At 50.9% G+C, this 17,792-nt stretch carries 13 protein-coding genes; 6 read left to right on the top strand and 7 right to left on the bottom strand.

The annotated features are described in order from the left end of the window. Nucleotide 1: 1 nt before the first annotated feature. Nucleotides 2-2,236, bottom strand: coding sequence for an acyl-CoA dehydrogenase (locus tag ACJJI7_RS16915; protein ID WP_020415234.1), 2,235 nt, complete (start codon nucleotides 2,234-2,236; stop codon nucleotides 2-4). Between the two features lie 340 nt (nucleotides 2,237-2,576). Between ACJJI7_RS16915 and ACJJI7_RS16910 the strand changes: the two genes are divergently transcribed. Then, entirely contained in the window at nucleotides 2,577-2,750 is a 174-nt protein-coding gene (locus tag ACJJI7_RS16910; RefSeq protein ID WP_282950736.1) for a hypothetical protein, read from the top strand. A gap of 24 nt (nucleotides 2,751-2,774) precedes the next feature. Here the strand turns inward: ACJJI7_RS16910 and rraA are convergent, their stop codons facing one another. The 3 genes from rraA to ppsA all read right to left on the bottom strand — a co-directional run bounded on the left by rraA (nucleotide 2,775) and on the right by ppsA (nucleotide 6,750). Further along, nucleotides 2,775-3,254: a ribonuclease E activity regulator RraA gene (gene rraA, locus ACJJI7_RS16905; RefSeq protein WP_444901673.1), complete on the bottom strand. Its 480-nt coding sequence runs from the start codon at nucleotides 3,252-3,254 to the stop codon at nucleotides 2,775-2,777. 132 nt (nucleotides 3,255-3,386) lie between these two features. Then, entirely contained in the window at nucleotides 3,387-3,956 is a 570-nt protein-coding gene (locus ACJJI7_RS16900) for a L,D-transpeptidase family protein (protein WP_245556727.1), read from the bottom strand. A gap of 430 nt (nucleotides 3,957-4,386) precedes the next feature. Continuing rightward, nucleotides 4,387-6,750, bottom strand: a complete 2,364-nt coding sequence (ppsA, locus tag ACJJI7_RS16895) for a phosphoenolpyruvate synthase (protein ID WP_444901674.1) — start codon at nucleotides 6,748-6,750, stop codon at nucleotides 4,387-4,389. A 204-nt stretch (nucleotides 6,751-6,954) separates the two neighbouring features. On the opposite strand from ppsA, the gene ppsR reads away from it, so the two are divergent. The 3 genes from ppsR (at nucleotide 6,955) to ACJJI7_RS16880 (ending at nucleotide 9,650) form a co-directional block, all read left to right on the top strand. Beyond that, on the top strand, nucleotides 6,955-7,782 hold the full coding sequence (gene ppsR / locus ACJJI7_RS16890; protein WP_020415230.1) for a phosphoenolpyruvate synthetase regulatory kinase/phosphorylase PpsR: 828 nt from the start codon (nucleotides 6,955-6,957) through the stop codon (nucleotides 7,780-7,782). A 73-nt stretch (nucleotides 7,783-7,855) separates the two neighbouring features. Continuing rightward, on the top strand, nucleotides 7,856-9,184 hold the full coding sequence (pabB, locus tag ACJJI7_RS16885; RefSeq protein WP_020415229.1) for an aminodeoxychorismate synthase component I: 1,329 nt from the start codon (nucleotides 7,856-7,858) through the stop codon (nucleotides 9,182-9,184). Nucleotides 9,185-9,356: 172 nt separating this feature from the next. Continuing rightward, the gene (locus ACJJI7_RS16880) at nucleotides 9,357-9,650 is read left to right on the top strand and encodes a hypothetical protein (protein WP_020415228.1); all 294 of its coding nucleotides are present in this window, start codon (nucleotides 9,357-9,359) and stop codon (nucleotides 9,648-9,650) included. A 37-nt stretch (nucleotides 9,651-9,687) separates the two neighbouring features. On the opposite strand, the gene cysB is transcribed toward ACJJI7_RS16880, so the two are convergent. The 3 genes from cysB to ACJJI7_RS16865 all read right to left on the bottom strand — a co-directional run bounded on the left by cysB (nucleotide 9,688) and on the right by ACJJI7_RS16865 (nucleotide 13,587). After that, nucleotides 9,688-10,659 carry an HTH-type transcriptional regulator CysB gene (cysB, locus tag ACJJI7_RS16875; protein ID WP_020415227.1) on the bottom strand — a complete coding sequence of 324 codons (972 nt, stop codon included), beginning with the start codon at nucleotides 10,657-10,659 and terminating at the stop codon, nucleotides 9,688-9,690. Between the two features lie 208 nt (nucleotides 10,660-10,867). Further along, nucleotides 10,868-11,770: a 5'-nucleotidase gene (locus tag ACJJI7_RS16870; RefSeq protein ID WP_282950739.1), complete on the bottom strand. Its 903-nt coding sequence runs from the start codon at nucleotides 11,768-11,770 to the stop codon at nucleotides 10,868-10,870. A gap of 527 nt (nucleotides 11,771-12,297) precedes the next feature. Continuing rightward, nucleotides 12,298-13,587 (bottom strand): NAD(P)/FAD-dependent oxidoreductase, encoded by a 1,290-nt coding sequence (locus tag ACJJI7_RS16865; protein WP_020415224.1) that lies wholly within the window; start codon nucleotides 13,585-13,587, stop codon nucleotides 12,298-12,300. Nucleotides 13,588-13,815: 228 nt separating this feature from the next. On the opposite strand from ACJJI7_RS16865, the gene ACJJI7_RS16860 reads away from it, so the two are divergent. Together ACJJI7_RS16860 and ACJJI7_RS16855 are read left to right on the top strand one after the other, a co-directional pair. Then, nucleotides 13,816-15,150, top strand: a complete 1,335-nt coding sequence (locus tag ACJJI7_RS16860; protein ID WP_020415223.1) for a glutamine synthetase family protein — start codon at nucleotides 13,816-13,818, stop codon at nucleotides 15,148-15,150. Nucleotides 15,151-15,575: 425 nt separating this feature from the next. After that, nucleotides 15,576-17,708, top strand: a complete 2,133-nt coding sequence (locus ACJJI7_RS16855; protein ID WP_444901675.1) for a M4 family metallopeptidase — start codon at nucleotides 15,576-15,578, stop codon at nucleotides 17,706-17,708. The last annotated feature ends 84 nt before the right edge of the window (nucleotides 17,709-17,792 follow it).

Below are 17,792 nucleotides of genomic sequence, written 5' to 3'. Positions count from 1 at the left end.
GTTATTCTATCTTTCCAGACTCCTCCCCCAAATGCTCAAAGTGGTCGACCTGGATTGCCTTATCCACGGCATCAGCAGCATCACGCAAAGCATCAGCCTCTTCATCACTAATCAAATTACGCTGCAAGCCCTCATCCACACTCTCACGGCTCAGGGTACGCACTCCCCCTTTCTTGAGCTTTTCCCTAGCTCTCTCTGACGCGCAAACTTTTATAAATGCCTGCTCGACAATATCCACCCCATCACCAGGGTTGCCCAGGAATACACCTCTAGTGAGACGATCCCGGGTTTTAGAGGGAGTCAGCAATAATTCCGCGCAAGCATGAGCCTGGCGATCTGATGCGGTATGTACACTGTGTCCCCAGGGCATGGTTAGAAAATGCATAACCTGGCCGAGGAATGGTCGAGGAAAATTCTGAAAAACTTCAAGAAGATTCACCTCTATCTTGTGTAGTCCATCACGCATGGAGTATTCCAACAGGGGTAAATCATCCTTGGGGTTTCCGTCGTCGTAGAAGCGCTTCAGAGTGCAGCTGAGTAAATAGAGCTGGCTGAGAACATCTCCCAAGCGCGAAGAAATCAGTTCTTTTCTTTTCAACTCTCCACCCAGGCTCATCAAAGAAATTTCTGTTACTAAAGTGAGCACTGCCGAATAGCGATTCAATTGTCGATAGTATTTTGCTGCCCCGCCGACATTGCGAGGACTGCTGGCGAAAAGCCCTACTGTCCAGCCATGGAAAAACCCTCGTAACAGAGTCTTTACCTGGAACCACATATGCTTGGGCAATAACTTATCCAGCTGGTCCAAGCCCTCTTCTTCATCTGGATTCTCCGCCGCTAACATTTCATCCAGTAAGTAGGGGTGACAACGAACTGCACCCTGACCAAAAATCATCAGGCTGCGGGTCAGTAGATTTGCACCCTCTACAGTGATCGCTACCGGTACGGCACGGTAGGCATTCCCCAGGTAATTCAGGGGGCCATCCATTATCGCCTTGCCAGCATGGATATCCATTGCATCATTAACTGCATGACGCAATCCAGAGGTGGCATTAGCCTTCATTATGGCTGTAATTACCGCTGGCTTTCGTCCATGGTCAAGGGCTCGGGTTGTGGTTTTATGGGCACTATCGAGCACGAAGGCGATAGAAGCAATCTCTGCCAGGCGTCGCTGTACTCCTTCAAAACGCCCAACTGGCACATTGAACTGTTCTCTAATACGCGCATAGGCACCTGTGGTACGCGCCGCCATCTTGGCCCCGCCAGTAGACAGTGAGGGTAAAGAAATACCGCGCCCTGCAGCCAGGGCACTCATCAGCATTTCCCAACCCTTCCCGACATTTTCCTCGCCACCAATAATCCAATCCATGGGAATAAAAACATCCTTTCCCCAATTAGGTCCGTTCTGGAAAGATTGCATGGCTGGTAAATGACGCTGGCCAATTGTGATTCCGGGAGTATCGGTGGGTACTAGTGCAACGGTAATTCCCAGCGCTTCCTTGTCTCCCAAAATGTGCTCTGGATCGTAGAGTTTGAAAGCTAGTCCCAATACCGTGGCTACCGGTCCCAAGGTAATATACCGCTTGTGCCAGTTCACACGCATGCCGAGGACTTTCTCGCCCTTATACTCCCCATAACAAACCTCACCCCGGTCAACCATGGCTGCAGCATCTGAGCCTGCCTGGGGGCTGGTCAAGGCGAAACATGGGATATCTGTCCCGTCCGCAAGTCGAGGCAGATAATAGTCTTTCTGTTCCTGAGTACCATGGGATAACAGTAATTCTCCCGGGCCCAGGGAATTTGGCACCATCACCGTCACTCCCACACAATTGCTGCGGGTGGAAATTTTGGTGACTATCTCGGCATGTGCTGTGGGGGAGAACCCAAGACCACCGTATTTCTTAGGAATGATAATGCCAAAAAAGCGATTTTTTCTCAGGAAGTCCCAAACATGCTCCGGGATATTGTGATCGACAAAGCTGATCTGCCAGTCATTTACCATTTGGCAGAGTTCTTCTGTGGGGCCATCCAGGAATGCCTTCTCTTCCTCACTCAGCTCTGGCGGCCCCATGTCCAGCAGCTGCTTCCAATCAGGCTTTCCCGATAAAAGTTCGGCATCCCACCAAACCTCACCGGCTTCCATCGCCTCGCGCTCAGTCTCGGAAATTGGCGGAAGAACCCGCTTAATGACTTTGAGAAGAGGCCTGGTAAAGAACTTCTTACGCCATTCACTCATTTTTACCTTCCATACTGGCAGTAACGGCGAAATACCCTGCCATTTCCAACGGGATATCGAGGATTACCAAAGCACAATGATAGGTGACGTTTTCCGCTGGGGAGCCACGCCCTGAGGAAATGGATGACCCGCCGGAGAACGTTGAAAGCAGGGAGGTAAAGATATGCGCCAGCTGACACCATTGTTCAGGAAAGTCTACCTATCCTTCAGTCGCTCTAAACGGGGTGAGCAACCCTGGCAAACAAACAATTCAACAAGTTCCGCGAAAAAAAAGTTCACCAAAAGGATATATATTTGTGCGCCAAAGACCGATAACAAAAAGTAGATTTAGGAAGTTCTTATGGAAGTTATTGTGACAACAACACCTATCAGTGTAGGGCTCGTATTCCCCCAAAACTCCATGCAGACCAGGCCGATAGTCGCTAGGACACGCTCTCCAGTGCAGGCAATTGCCTTTCCCACAGAAAAAGGGCTACACATATCGCCAATCGTTGCCTATAACGCCGCTGTGTAACTTGCTCAATCAGAGAATCTGACTTCAGGTTAGTGACTTACCGGCAATGATAATGCCGTTATTATCAGCATAGAGATATTCTCCAGGGTGGAAGGTAGCGCCGCCAAAAGTAACTGCAAGATCTCTTTCGCCAATACCTTTCTTTTCAGTTTTCATCGGGTGGGTTCCCAGGGCCTGAACACCCAGGTCCAACGCAGATATTTCATCGACATCTCGGATACACCCATACATCACTATCCCTTCCCAGCCATTTGCCACGGCCTTCTCTGCCAACATATCCCCCAAACAGGCTCTACGCATAGAACCTCCCGCATCCACCACCAATACTTTTCCCTGGCCCGGCTCCGTCACCAGTTCACGCACCAATGAGTTATCCTCGAAACACTTAATGGTTACAATTTTTCCACCGAAACGCTCTCGGCCTCCGTAATTTACAAACATCGGCTCAACCACTCGCACCTCGTCGCCATGGGCATCGCACAGATCAGGAGTAGAAATTGGCATCAGCTATCTCACAGTTATTGGGAAAAGAGGAATGATAGCGATACTGGGGCAATGCTGGCAGGGAAACAAAAAAATACCGGGTATCACCACTGTTGATAATACCCGGCCAAGCCTTCGCTGTTACAAATTCATCTAGTGGGTTACCCTAACCGGAGTACCAACACGCACATGCCGATAAAACTTTCTCGCCATATGCGGGGGCATACGCACACAGCCATGGGATGCCGGGTATCTGGGTACACTGCCTGAGGCGTGCAAGCCGATTCCACCATTAAAACGAATATAATTATTCATTCTGGCCCCACGATACACAGTACCTGCAGGACGACGATGCTTACGGGTATTAACATTAGACCGCACTACGCGGCCCGAGCGCCTGTCGACATAACTACCGTAAATCGAAGATCGGTGATAGGGGTGCTTGGAAAGAACGCGGAAGTGTCCAGGGCGTGTGCTATAACCGCGTTTACCTGAGGATATCCTGGATACCCCTACTAACTTGCCACCTTTGTACAAGTAAGCTCGCTGTTCACTTAAATCAATCCTGATTGACGGGCTTCCTCCCCTCGCGGCAGCTCGGTCATCAAACCAGTTACCACCACGTGGCTTCGCTATTGCAGGGGGCACCGCCAACAATGTCAAAAGACATAACATCAGGAAGATGTGCAAAATGGGGATCTTTAATTGTCTGCTTAACTGCATAGCTCACCTCAACAACTTTATCTGCTTTGCTGAAGTGGATGGAAAGGGAAACAGCCCAACCGAATCCACTTTCAAGCTCAACCCGGGGATAATCCCCAATTTGGTGAATCAGTGCTAAAGCAAAATACGCGAATTTTTCCGGTTAACGCGCTGCCTCAGGACTCTTCCGATTCTATTGAGGTAAATACAAAGCCTTAGAATGAATAATTCTCTGGGTGAAAAAGCATAGAGGTTTGAATTTTTTAGGTAGCGTGTGATCTGCAAGTCTCACACAAAGAATGCAGGACAAATTTCGAGGATATCGAGAGAAGCAGCAACAGAAGCCTAATTTTTGGCCAGGGGCGCTTTGCGTTTGTGCAAAAAAATTTTAGCCAGGTTTTAGACTGAAAAATAGAAAAGCGGCCCAATAAGGGCCGCATCGGCGAGGAAATTAGGCTTCCTCGTTCGCCAGGAATAGCCAGGTATCTACAGCGGTATCCGGGTTGAGGGAAACACTGTCTATCCCTTCATCCATCAACCAGCGGGCAAAGTCTTTGTGGTCAGAAGGGCCCTGACCGCAAATGCCCACATATTTGCCGGCTTTCTTACAAGCCTGGATAGCGCGGGACAGCAGAGCCTTTACTGCCGGATTGCGCTCATCGAATAGATCAGCCACCAGGCCGGAGTCTCGGTCCAGTCCCAAGGTGAGCTGAGTCAGGTCATTTGAACCGATAGAGAAACCATCGAAATGCTGCAGGAACTCCTCAGCCAGCAGGGCATTTGAAGGCAGCTCACACATCATAATGACTTTGAGTCCACCTTCCCCGCGGCGCAGGCCATTCTCTGCAAGCAGGCCAACAACTTCCTCAGCCTCTTCCGGTGTACGTACGAAGGGCACCATAATTTCAACATTGGTCAGCCCCATCTCATCGCGTACTTTTTTCAATGCGCGACATTCGAGAGCGAAGCATTGGCGGAAATCTTCAGAGCGATAACGGGCAGCGCCGCGGAAGCCAAGCATCGGATTTTCTTCACTAGGCTCATACAACTGGCCGCCAACCAGGTGTGCGTATTCATTGGATTTAAAATCTGACAAACGCACAATGACACGGTTAGGCGCGAAAGCAGCGGCCAAGGTGGCGATACCTTCAACCAGCTTCTCAACAATAAAGTCTTCAGGAGAAGCATAGCCACCAATGCGCTCACGGATATTCTGTTGCAGGTCCTCCGGCAGGCTGTCCAGCTCCAGCAGAGCTTTTGGGTGAATACCGATCATGCGGTTGAGGATGAACTCTAAGCGTGCAAGGCCTACGCCCTGATTGGGCAGGTGGCTGAAAGCAAATGCGCGATCCGGGTTGCCTACATTGAGCATAATCTTAAATGGCAGATCCGGCATTTCGGAAACTTCAGTTTCCTCACGCTGGAAATCCAGCTCTCCAGACATAACGAAACCAGTATCCCCCTCAGCACAGGATACGGTCACCGGAGTGCCGCTTTCCAGCAGCTCGGTAGCATTGCCACAGCCGACCACCGCGGGAATACCCAGCTCACGAGCAATAATGGCCGCGTGACAGGTACGGCCGCCACGATTGGTAACGATCGCACTGGCCTTCTTCAGTACTGGCTCCCAGTCTGGATCGGTCATATCCGTCACCAGGACTTCACCATCCTGCATCGCCGCCATATCTTCAACAGACTTCAGCTTACGCACCCGGCCGGCGCCAATGCGCTGGCCAATCGCGCGGCCCTCACACAATACCTCTCCACGCTCCTGCAGGCTGTAACGCTCAATACTGGTACCCTGATCGCGAGAACGAACTGTCTCTGGACGAGCCTGAACAATAAACAACTCACCGGTGTCACCGTCTTTGGCCCACTCGATATCCATCGGCCGACCATAGTGCTCTTCAATCTTGCGAGCTTGCACAGCCAGGCTGGTCAACTCTTCATCATTTAGAGCAAAACGCTGGCGATCTTCTTCTGCCATCTCAACAGTTTTAACAGAACGGCCGCACTCACCACTTTGGTCGTATACCATCTTGATTGCTTTACTACCGCGGTTGCGGCGCAAAATCGCAGGGCGACCAGTATCCAAGGCAGGCTTGTACAGATAAAATTCATCAGGGTTTACCGCACCCTGCACCACTGTCTCGCCCAAACCGAAGGCAGCAGTGATAAAGATTACATCGCGGAAACCGCTCTCTGTATCCAGGGTAAACATTACACCGGCAGCACCAGTTTCACTGCGCACCATGTGCTGAATACCAGCAGACAGGGCTACCCCCACATCCGCATAACCCGTATGTACCCGGTAAGCAATAGCGCGATCGTTATAGAGAGAAGCAAAAACTTCCTTAACCGCCTGCAAAACCGCATCAACTCCGCGGATGTTTAGGAAAGTCTCCTGCTGGCCTGCGAAAGAGGCATCCGGCAAGTCTTCTGCTGTTGCGGAGGAGCGCACAGCGACAGCCGTCTCACCACCGCCCAAAGCCTCGTATCCATCACGAATCTCTTTTTCAAGCTGAGCGGGGAATGGCGTTTGCAGAATCCAGTTCCGAATTTCGTCGCCGGCCTTCGCCAGTTCCACAACATCACCAACGTCCAGCCCTTTCAAACGCTCGGCGATTCGCTGCTCTAACTGTTCGTGGGCGAGGAAAGCCTGGAAGGCCTCCGCGGTAGTTGCAAAGCCGCCCGGTACACTCACGCCGGCACCGGCAAGTGAAGAGATTATCTCACCGAGTGATGCGTTTTTACCGCCGACCTTGTCGACATCGTCCATACCCAGTTTTGCGAAGTCGATGGTGAAGTTCGTCAAGTGAAGCCCCTCTGAAATCAGGTATTAGTGGGCGCTGATTATAAGGATGAGTCTTGTAAAAAATAGCCCGTAAAATACGTTGAAAATGTTGTAAATTTTCTACAAAAATTTCAGTATCACGGAATAAAAGACCTTTTGTCCCACCCCTTTTATACTGGGCGCCTTTTCGCCGCCCGGCAACCTGCCAACAGATAGAGAAGAATTATGGCAAAAGACAAGCGCACCGCTTTTTTCATTTCCGACGGAACCGGTCTCACTGTGGAAGCTATCGGTCACAGCCTTCTGGCCCAGTTCCAGGACCAGCATGTGGAACAGGTAACCCTGCCTTATATCGACTCTAACGAGAAGGTACAGCTAGCACTTCAGCGGATTGAAAAAGCTGCTAAAGAATCGGGCCTCCAACCGATCATTATTACCAGTATCGTTTCTGACCAGATCCGCGATCAGTTACACCAAAGTCCCGCCTTGATGCTGGATGTTTTCGAAAACTACCTGACACCATTAGCCAACCTGTTCGGTAGAGACCCGGCACAGACCGTCAATGTCTCCCACGGCATTGCCGACAACCGCCGCTATAGTGAGCGCATTGATGCGGTGCACTTTGCTATCGACAACGATGATGGACGCAGGGTTAGTGAGTTTGAGCAGGCTGACGTGATACTGCTCGGCGTATCCCGGTCCGGCAAAACGCCCACCTGCTTGTACCTGGCACTGCAGTTTGGGCTACGTGCTGCCAACTACCCCATTACCGAGGAGGACATGGACTCCACCACACTGCCAAAGATTTTGCGCCCTTATCGCCGCAAGTTATTTGGTCTGACCATAGATCCCAAGCGCCTGATGCAAATTAGGCAGGAAAGACGCGCCAATAGCCGCTACGCTTCTAAGGAGCAATGTGAATTCGAAGTGCGCCAAGTGGAGCAGATGTTGCGAAGGGCACAAGTGCCTTTTCTCAATGCCACACAGCTTTCAGTGGAGGAGCTTGCGACGCGCTTAATGTCACAAGCCGGTATCGAACGCAGAATTGACTAAAGAACCACGCGGACTTTTCACGCCGCCACAAAATGTGTAGTGTGCGCCGTCTTCCGGACAGCCATGTTTTGATATGCAAATTGTCTCCCTGCCCTATTCCCTGAACACAGCAGCGGCCTTTGCCGCAGTGGCCGACCTACCCGCACCGGTATGGCTCGACAGTGGCCGACCCATTGGTGGAGGCCGCTATGACATCATCAGCGCCGACCCCCTCAGCACCCTCGAGTTGCATGCAAATAGCCCAGCCCCCTTTTCACAGCTGGATGACTTGACCTGCGAGCTGTGCCCACAGGAGCGGGACTCGCAATTGCCTTTTTGCGGCGGAGTGATCGGCTATGCGGGATATGAACTTGGGGTAGAGGGCAACTATCTTCCATCGGACACCCGCCCTACCGATTTACCGGCAGGCTTTTTTGGTCTCTATGGCTGGGCTTATATCGCAGACCACCAATTAGGCAGCTGCCACCTGGTATTCCACCCAGCCTGCCCACCTCGACAAGTGCAAGAATTGACCGAGCGTTTTAACTCGATAACCTGGGAAAAGCCTTTGAACACGGCGGAGTTCCGCCTGCTGGCCCCATTTGAACATGAGTTCAGCGCTGAGGAATATCGCGCTCGGATTGAACGCATTCTCGAATATATCGCCGCAGGAGATGTCTACCAGGCAAACTTCACGCAAAGGTTTTGCGCCCCCTATGAAGGCGACCCCTTCAGTGCCTACCTGGCCCTGCGCACACGGGTCGCGGGTCCCTTTTCTGCCTATATGGAATTAGCTCAGGGAAGCCTACTGAGCATGTCGCCGGAGCGTTTTATCCGCGCAGATGGCGACAGCTTGCGCACAGAACCAATCAAAGGCACTGCTGCCCGGGTTGCCGACCCGCTAGCGGACCAGAGAGCAGCCTTCACCCTGCAGAGGAGCCCCAAGGATCGCGCCGAGAACCTAATGATCGTAGATCTACTCCGCAATGATTTTAGTAAGTTGTGTCGTAAAGGCAGTGTGCGTGTACCAGAGTTGTTTCAGCTAGCCAGCTTCGCGAATGTTCACCACCTCGTTAGTGTTGTTACCGGCGAGATGTCAGAGGACTCTGCTTACAGTGACCTCCTCGCAGCTTGCTTCCCTGGAGGCTCGATTACCGGAGCACCTAAAAGGCGCTCGATGGAAGTCATCCGCGAGCTTGAGTCCAGTCCCCGTGGCATTTATTGCGGTAGCATCGGCTACGTCAGTAGCTGTGGCCGAGCTGACACCAATATTGCTATCCGCACTTTCAGTGCTAGCAATGGGCGCATAACCTGCGCAGCGGGCGGTGGCATTGTCGCAGACTCGGATCCTGCGGCAGAACATCGCGAATGCTTAGCCAAGGTGCGCCTGCTTTTAGATACCACTGAGCAGTTTTTACGCTAATAGGATTATGGGAAGCTGACAATTCCGCGTTTGGCACCAATTCCTGTAGTGAGACTACAGTTTTTGGTTATAGCCCTATCCTGGATCGATATTTCAATGTTATTAGACCTTCTGATAAATTCGTGGTTAATAGCTCCAATTTCGGTGCTTATAACGGATCAAGGAATTTATTGTGAAGATCACACTGGTCAAAAAAGTACTCGCCGATGGCTCTCCCTGCGCCAAGTGCCGCGACGTGCAGGAAAAGCTGGAGGGAAATGATCAGCTCAAGTTTATCGACCAGACGCTGATAGCCGATGTGCGCGACCCACAGAGCGCCGGAATAAAAATCGCCCAGCAATACAAAGTAGAGCGCGCACCCTTTTTTGTCGTTGAGCGGGAAGGCCAGGAAGCGGTGATTTATACCGTTTATTTCAAGTTCGCCAAAGAAGTACTGCAACCAATGATTCAGGTAGAGGCCTCCTAGCCTCTACCTTTAAAGCATGGCCTCTTAAATAGCTGGACTAGTAAACTGGCAGTTCCATGCCAGAAAACAGCGCATCAACCTCTGCACGACTCCCAGCATGTGCCGCTTGATCAACCAGCTCACGGGTTAGATGCGGGGCAAATTGCTGGATAAATTCATACATAAAACCGCGTAGAAAAATTCCTTTTCGGAAACCAATCTTTGTCACGCTGGGTTCAAACAAATTGCTGGCATCCAGCGCTACCAGATCCTCATCCTCTCCATCCACTGCCATATCCGCCACAATACCAATCCCCAAGCCAAGGCGCACATAGGTCTTGATCACATCCGCATCAGCAGCAGTAAATACCACTTTCGGTGACAGTCCTTTTTCCAGAAAGGCCTCATCTAGTTTTGAACGACCAGTGAAGCCGAATACATAAGTCACTATTGGGTACTTTGCAACCTCCTCAAGATCCAGTTTGCTGGCCTGGCACAGGGGGTGGTCTTTCGGCACCAGTACACAGCGATTCCAGCGATAAACCGGCATCATCACTAAATCACTGAACAATTCCAACGCTTCAGTGGCAATTGCAAAATCCGCAGTGCCATCCGCTGCCATTTCTGAAATTTGCATTGGAGTGCCCTGATGCATATGGAGGGACACTTCCGGATAACGGGAAATAAACAGCTTGATAACCGGGGGCAATGCATAGCGAGCCTGGGTGTGAGTGGTGGCAACAGACAGACTGCCCTTCTTGTCATTACTAAACTCTTGCGCAACCTGCTTGATATTCTCAACCTTGCGCATGATTTCGCCGGCCGTCTTAAGAATTGCCTCACCAGCAGGGGTGACCCTTGTAAGGTGCTTGCCGCTGCGAGCGAAGATTTCGACACCTAACTCATCTTCAAGCAAGCGGATCTGTTTACTGATACCCGGCTGAGAAGTGTAGAGACTCTGCGCAGTAGCAGAAACGTTGAGATCGTGATGCGCCACTTCCCAGATATATCGCAACTGCTGCAGCTTCATAGGTCCTCCCTTACTATCAATCACCCCGCCCCAGAACGAGCGCAACCCTGACAGATAAATTGTTTGTTATAAAAAACACATTGAGTTATGCGCGAAAAGAATAGCAGCGAATTAGAGCCCGGGCCAACAGACAGATGAATATCCGGTGAAGAGGAGCTAGTGTCAATCGACTTTGAGAGATAAATCCCATTCTGGCGGGATTCTTTGATCAGGCTTCAGCATTGGCAATACCGTGGGGCACATGTCCCGTGGCAACATGCTCCGCGGCTGAGGCACAATGTGTCGGCTGATCATCAAAAAAGACATCGGCCCCAAAAGCACGCAGGAACTCGCCTTTTGGCAACCCACCCAGAAACACCGACTCATCTACACGAATATTCCAGGCCCGCAGGGTGCGAATCACTCGCTCATGAGCCGGCGCAGATCGCGCAGTAACCAAGGCAGTACGAATAGGACAGGAATCCAGGCCGAATTCCGACTGGAGCTTTTGCAGGGCCTCAAGGAACCCTTTAAATGGACCCCCGCCAAGTGGTTCCTGGGCTGAAGCCCGCTCCGCCTTCGCAAAAGCGGCAAGGCCATCGCGCTTATAAATTCTCTCAGCCTCATCAGAAAAAATAACGGCGTCGCCATCAAATGCAAAACGCAGCACGTCATCCCGATACTCGCGACTCCCACCTGCCACCAAGGTAGCCGCAGCCACCCCCTGCTCCAGTGCACGCTGGACATCCAGCCCATCTGTAGACAGAAACAGATTACAGCCAAAGGGGCCGATATAGCGGTAAGGGCTCTCGCCATTACAAAAAGCTGCACGGGTAATATCCAAACCATAGTGCTCGATGGAGTTAAACACCCTCAAGCCGGTATCAGCACTGTTGCGGGAAAGTAATATCACTTCAACCCGGGGCTCTCCCTCTAGCAGCTCATTAATCTTTAATAACTTCTCAACAAGAGGAAAAGCGTCTCCCTTATCCAGCACATCGTTCTCCCGGTCAATCTGGTAACGGGAAAAGGCTTGTAACCCCTGCTCCTCAAATACCTGGTGGCTCTCACCCAGGTTAAACAATGCACGCGAAGAAATTGCAATTACCAACTTATCGGGTCGAGCATCCATCAAGGCCCCTCCACATACTCATGCCCAGCGGGCCTTTTGTTGCCATACCACTTTTCCAGCAGGACACCCAGCACCCGCCGTAAATCTTCCAGAGTACACTTAGACATACCTCTTGGCTCGCCACCAGCAATTGGGCATCGCTAACTTCTAAAACAAACTTTAGAAGGCCGTTCAACTCATTCGGTGGGCATGCAACCTCTATACGCTGATAAATTTCCACCAAATGACCGATAAGCAGCCCGCCGCGCCGCCAATCCAACTCATAGGATTGAGCTCCATCCCGCATAACTTAAGCCTGCAATGGAGTGTCTCATGATTATTGAAAAAAACAATGCTAGGGAGAGCCTACGGAAACCCCCATTACAAGCACAGCCAGAGTTAGAGACATAGACCGATCTCTTCGGGAGTCGAGTGGTATACAGGGGCCTTTCACGAGCAGAAGACTATAGAGATATCCACCAAGAAGATAATTGTCCTGGTCATCCTCGCTGGTGGCAAGACAAGGCTCCGAAATGCCGAGGTAGCAACTACCGCCCAAACCTATCCATCATACTGTGATAGAACATACCCAACACAAGCCCCGGCCAACGTAACAGGGTGCCGCCAGGAAAGGTATCTGTTGGTATCCTGGCCATAATATCGAAGCGCTCTTCGATCCCAGCAATTGCCTCAGCAAGGACCTTACCTGCAAACGTAGCCGTGGGGACCCCATGCCCGGAATACCCCTGACTGTAATAAATATGGGGTTCCAGCCTGCCCATGTGTGGCATGCGGTTCAAAGTAATTGCCAAAGCCCCTCCCCAGCCATACTCAATGTGAGTCCTCTCCAGCTGCGGATATACCTTCAACATGTTTTTACGCACAAACTTGCGAATATCAGCTGGGAAGCGAGTCGTGTAATTCTCACCACCGCCAAAGATCAAGCGGTTATCGCCTGAGAGCTTCCAGTAATTGATAACAAAAAGCGTGTCCTGTACCGCGTGATCGTTGGCAATCAACTCTTGTGCCTGTGAATCGGGCAAAGGCTCGGTGGCGATTACAAAGTTATTGATAGGCATTATCTTGCCTGCCATGCGCGGTTCGAGTTTACCTAAGTAAGCATTACAAGCCAGCACCACATTGCGTGACCTGACTCGCCCCTTGGCAGTTACGATCTCACAGGGACTTCCACCTCGATAACGCAGCACTCTGCTGTGTTCAAAAAGTTTTACCCCCATCCCAACACAGGCCGCTGCCAACCCCAGTGCATAGTTTAGTGGGTGCAGGTGCAACGAATCGCTATCAATTTGAGCTCCGAGATAACGCGTGGAGCCAACCAGCTCCTGTACTTCCTGCTCATCCGCGTATCGCACCCCCTGGTAGCCATAGCGATCCCGCAACAGCTCCGCTTCCTTACGCAGATAGTTATCATGACTGGGCTTGGCTGCCAGGTGCATAATGCCGCGTTTGAGATCACAGGGGATATTATGCTTAACAATTAACCGCTCAACTAGTTGCACCGCCTCGATACTGAACTTCCAGAGCCGGGCCGCAATATCGGCGCCAAACATTTCCTCCAGATCACTTTGGCAGCGGCGTTGGCCCACCCCAACATGACCACCATTTCTCCCAGAAGCGCCCCAGGATATTCGCTCAGCTTCAAGCACCGCAACCTTATAGCCTCTCTCAGCCAAGTGCAGTGCCGTAGATAGACCGGTGTATCCAGCGCCAATCACACAGACATCCGCCTCTATATCCCCATTTAGCAAGGGGTATTCGAGAGCCATATTGGCACTCGCAGCGTAGTACGATTCTGTATGTCCACTCAGCACTTTCATTAAAATAATTCCCTGAGCTGATAAGAGCGCCCGAAAAGCACTAACTTATAAGATTAGCAACAACACACTCCTGAATACTAACTCAGGCTTTTTGTCACAATCATAGTCAACCCTACACATTAATCTGCAGCGCCCTTTCCCCAGCCCTCGCTCACAACAACGCAAGCAGGCGCCCAAGCGTATACTGAAGTCACCACAGGGAGAGGTCATTTTACCTAAGGGGCTAAGATGCGGAAGATTACAAACTGGCTTGCAGAGCACCAAATCGCCGAGGTGGAGTGCCTGGTACCTGATATGTCGGGCAATGCCAGAGGAAAGTTCACCCCAACCGACAAATTCCTCACCCAGGACAGCCGCCTTCCGGAAAGCATTCTGGTTCAGACTGTGACCGGCGACTACGTCGATGAACATAACGAACTGGTAGACCCGGCCGATACGGATATGCTTTTGGTACCCGATCCCGATTCAGTTCGCCTAAACCCCTGGGCCAATGATCCCACTGCTCAAATTATTCATGATTGCTATACACGCGATGGTCGACCCCATCCGATTAGTACACGCAATATTCTCAAATTTGTTCTAGAAAAATATTCAGCTAAAGGGTGGAAGCCGATTGTTGCCCCTGAAGTGGAATTCTACCTGGTGAAACGAAATTTAGACCCGGATGAAAAACTTTCCGCACCCGTTGGTCGCTCTGGCCGCACAGAAAAAACCCGGCAATCTTATAGCATCGATGCGGCCAACGAATACGAACCTATCATTGAGGATATGTATGATTTCTGTGAGGCACAAGGCCTGGATGTGGACACGCTTATCCATGAGTCTGGCACCGCGCAAATGGAGATAAATTTTCTGCATGGAGACCCTTTACGACTCGCTGACCAGGTTTTCACTTTTAAACGGACAGTAAGGGAAACTGCACTGCGCCATGGAATTTATGCAACCTTTATGGCGAAACCGATGGAGGATGAGCCTGGCAGCGCACTACACTTACATCAAAGCGTCATTAATGAAAAAACCGGAAAAAATATTTTCACTGACAAAAATGAAAAAGAAAATGAAACATTCTTAAACTTTATTGGCGGCATGCAGAAATATACACCTGGATTTATCAGCTTTTTTGCCCCGAATGTAAACTCCTATAGACGTTTTACTCCGGAAATGGCTGCACCGACCAGCCTGCACTGGGGCTATGACAACCGCACAACTGGATTGCGAGTTCCCGACAGCTCCCCTCAAGGAAAAAGACTGGAAAATCGCTTTCCAGGAGCTGACTGCAATCCATATTTAGCCATTGCCGCCTCTCTCGCCTGTGGCTATTTAGGGATGATCAATAAAGTGGCACCCAGCGCACCTTACCAGGGCGACTGCTCCATGGAGCCCATCACCCTACCCCGCACGCAAGAACATGCCCTAAATCTTTTATTGGAGTGTGAAGAAGCAGCAGAAATGTTTGGCAGGAAATTCGTAAAAGCATGGAGTGCAATTAAGCGCGATGAATACGAGGAGTTCAACAGGGTAATTAGCTCATGGGAGAGGGAGTACCTCCTTCTAAATGTTTAACCTTAAAAATGATCACATTATTTTTTTAAAAATAATATTTAACTGGCACCCCACTCATTCAGCAGGAATAATTAGGCGTATCTTTCGGATTTCTCCGGCAGGATATTAATTGCTGATTTGTGACTACCTGAGCAAAAATATCGAAAACAATTCAAATATATAGGTTTATCATCACCTTTTTGTTGCCACTATGCGTACGCAAGGTAATCTCAGGTTGCCCGTTAAAATCGGGTAACAGGTTTGAGAAAGCGTACGTCATTACCGCATGTGCGGTCCCACCTCTGACGTCTGGTTATCTTCTGCTGTCTTACCGCACTAAAAGACCGGCCCGTACCGACCAGCCATTTTTTTGTAGTAACCCATAAGGGTATCTCCCGGCCCGGACGTCCGGTTTCATATAAAAAGTTATAAAGGGAAAGCTAGCAATGAAACATCTAATAGGAGTTACCTGCACTTTAGCTTTGGCTATAAGTGCCCAGGCTGCCGATCGCATCCCCGCTACACCGGATATGCTCTCGCCGCAGACGCTAACCGCTGCCGCAGGGTCCGATATGGCTCTGGTAAAAGTCCGTGAGCGGACCCTCGGAAGCGGAAAAACTGTTGCCCGCTATCAGCAGACACATAAAGGCATACCGGTTTGGGGACAGACCGTAACCAGTTCAGGCCAGGGTTTAATTACTGAAGTTCACGGCGACGTTCTGACAGGACTGGAAATCGAAGTACCGACTGTCCGCGCATCTATTGACGGTGATAACGCCCTCGATCGCGCAATGAACCACCAGATTACTCAACGAGCCCAACAAGGAATTATGCAGGGAGCGTTATCCCTGCCAGTTCTGAAGCTGGAAGCCAAGAACCAGAAAAAAGAGCTGTTTGTTTACATTAATGAGCAAGATGAGGCTCGTCTCGCTTATCTGGTGAACTGGGTTGAATACGGCGAAGAACCCAGGCGCCCCTTCTACTTCATTGACGCCATGACTGGCGAAGTAATCAAGCACTGGGACGGCCTTACGTTCCAGGATGCTCAGGGCCCTGGTGGCAACCAAAAGACTGGCCGCTATGAATACGGCACTGACTTCCCCTCTATGGAAGTGGATGCCAACTGCCGCATGGATACCACTAACGTGGAAACTGTGGATTTGAACCACGGTACCAGCGGCGGCAGCGTTCACCAGTTCACCTGCCCTTATAATGATTACAAGGAAATCAACGGCGCCTACTCACCGCTGAACGATGCCCACTTCTTTGGAGGTGTGGTCTTCAATATGTTCAACGATTGGTATAACACCTCACCGTTGACCCAGAAGCTGCGTTTACGTGTGCACTATGGCAACAATTACGAAAACGCTTTCTGGGATGGCAGCCAAATGACATTTGGGGATGGCCGTAACACCTTCTACCCATTAGTCAGCCTGGATGTAACAGCACACGAGGTCAGCCACGGTTTCACCGAGCAGAACTCGAATCTTGTTTACAGTGGTCAGCCGGGCGGTATCAACGAAGCCTTCTCTGATATTTCAGGTGAAGCCGCCGAGTACTTCATGACCGGTAGCAACGACTGGCTGGTTGGAGCCCAGATTTTCAAGTCCAGTGGAGCCTTGCGTTATTTTGAAGACCCCACCCAGGATGGAAGCTCCATCGGCCATGCCGATGACTACTATAACGGCATGGATGTGCATTACAGCTCCGGGGTTTACAACCGCGCATTCTACCTGATAGCCAATACCTCTGGCTGGAATACCCGCACGGCGTTTGATGTGTTCGTCCTTGCCAATCAGATGTACTGGGGAACCAACTCTGACTATGACGAAGCTGCCTGTGGCGTTGAGCAAGCGGCTGTTGACTTGGGATACACCAAGGCTGACGTTACTGCAGCCTTCAATACTGTCGGTGTTACCTGTGACGATACTCCTCCCCCCCCTCCCGGTGAATTAGAAAATGGTCAGTCTGTGGATGGCCTATCCGGCAGCTCTGGTGATGAACTTCATTACACTCTAGAAGTTCCAGCAGGAGCTACTGGCCTGAGCTTTGCTATGTCTGGCGGAAGTGGAGATGCAGATCTCTATGTACGCTTCGGCGCTGCTCCAACTACTTCCAGTTACGACTGTCGTCCTTTCAGCGGGGGCAATAATGAGACTTGTAATATAGACGATGCAGACGTGCAAGCAGGTACCTATTACGTCATGGTGCGCGGTTATAGTTCCTTCTCCGGTGTCAGCCTGGTAGGCAGCTTCACAGGTGACGACGGAGGTGGCAACTCAGACGGCTGGGAGGAAACTAACCTTTCCGGCTCTGCGAATGCATGGCAGCACTTCACCCTGGAGGTAGGCAGTGGTGCATCAACCTTGAATGCAACGATGTCAGGCGGTAGTGGTGACGCAGATCTCTATGTTCGCCATGGTTCAGCACCAACTCGCAATACCTGGGATTGCCGTCCATACAAGTGGGGCAATGATGAAAGCTGCAGCATCAGCAACCCGCAAAGCGGTACCTGGCATATCAGCATTCGTGGCTATCAGTCATACTCCGGTGTCACCCTGAGTGCTCAAGCAGAGTAAATATATCTGCTGAGGAGTTCGATTCCCTTGCCATACCAGCGGAACCGAACAATAAAAAAGGCAGCCATCAGGCTGCCTTTTTTC

This window comes from Microbulbifer variabilis (assembly GCF_056232115.1).
Note: the sequence above shows the minus strand (reverse complement) of the source record. Positions and strands in the feature narration are given on the sequence as shown.

What these genes read in the sequence shown, in the direction of transcription:
- ppsR (WP_020415230.1), top strand. Translation starts at nt 6,955, where the DNA reads ATGGCAAAAGACAAGCGCACCGCTTTTTTCATTTCCGACGGAACCGGT.
- rraA (WP_444901673.1), bottom strand. Translation starts at nt 3,254, where the DNA reads ATGCCAATTTCTACTCCTGATCTGTGCGATGCCCATGGCGACGAGGTG.
- ACJJI7_RS16865 (WP_020415224.1), bottom strand. Translation starts at nt 13,587, where the DNA reads ATGAAAGTGCTGAGTGGACATACAGAATCGTACTACGCTGCGAGTGCC.
- ACJJI7_RS16855 (WP_444901675.1), top strand. Translation starts at nt 15,576, where the DNA reads ATGAAACATCTAATAGGAGTTACCTGCACTTTAGCTTTGGCTATAAGT.
- ACJJI7_RS16860 (WP_020415223.1), top strand. Translation starts at nt 13,816, where the DNA reads ATGCGGAAGATTACAAACTGGCTTGCAGAGCACCAAATCGCCGAGGTG.
- ACJJI7_RS16910 (WP_282950736.1), top strand. Translation starts at nt 2,577, where the DNA reads ATGGAAGTTATTGTGACAACAACACCTATCAGTGTAGGGCTCGTATTC.
- pabB (WP_020415229.1), top strand. Translation starts at nt 7,856, where the DNA reads ATGCAAATTGTCTCCCTGCCCTATTCCCTGAACACAGCAGCGGCCTTT.
- ACJJI7_RS16915 (WP_020415234.1), bottom strand. Translation starts at nt 2,236, where the DNA reads ATGAGTGAATGGCGTAAGAAGTTCTTTACCAGGCCTCTTCTCAAAGTC.
- ACJJI7_RS16900 (WP_245556727.1), bottom strand. Translation starts at nt 3,956, where the DNA reads ATGCAGTTAAGCAGACAATTAAAGATCCCCATTTTGCACATCTTCCTG.
- ACJJI7_RS16870 (WP_282950739.1), bottom strand. Translation starts at nt 11,770, where the DNA reads ATGGATGCTCGACCCGATAAGTTGGTAATTGCAATTTCTTCGCGTGCA.
- cysB (WP_020415227.1), bottom strand. Translation starts at nt 10,659, where the DNA reads ATGAAGCTGCAGCAGTTGCGATATATCTGGGAAGTGGCGCATCACGAT.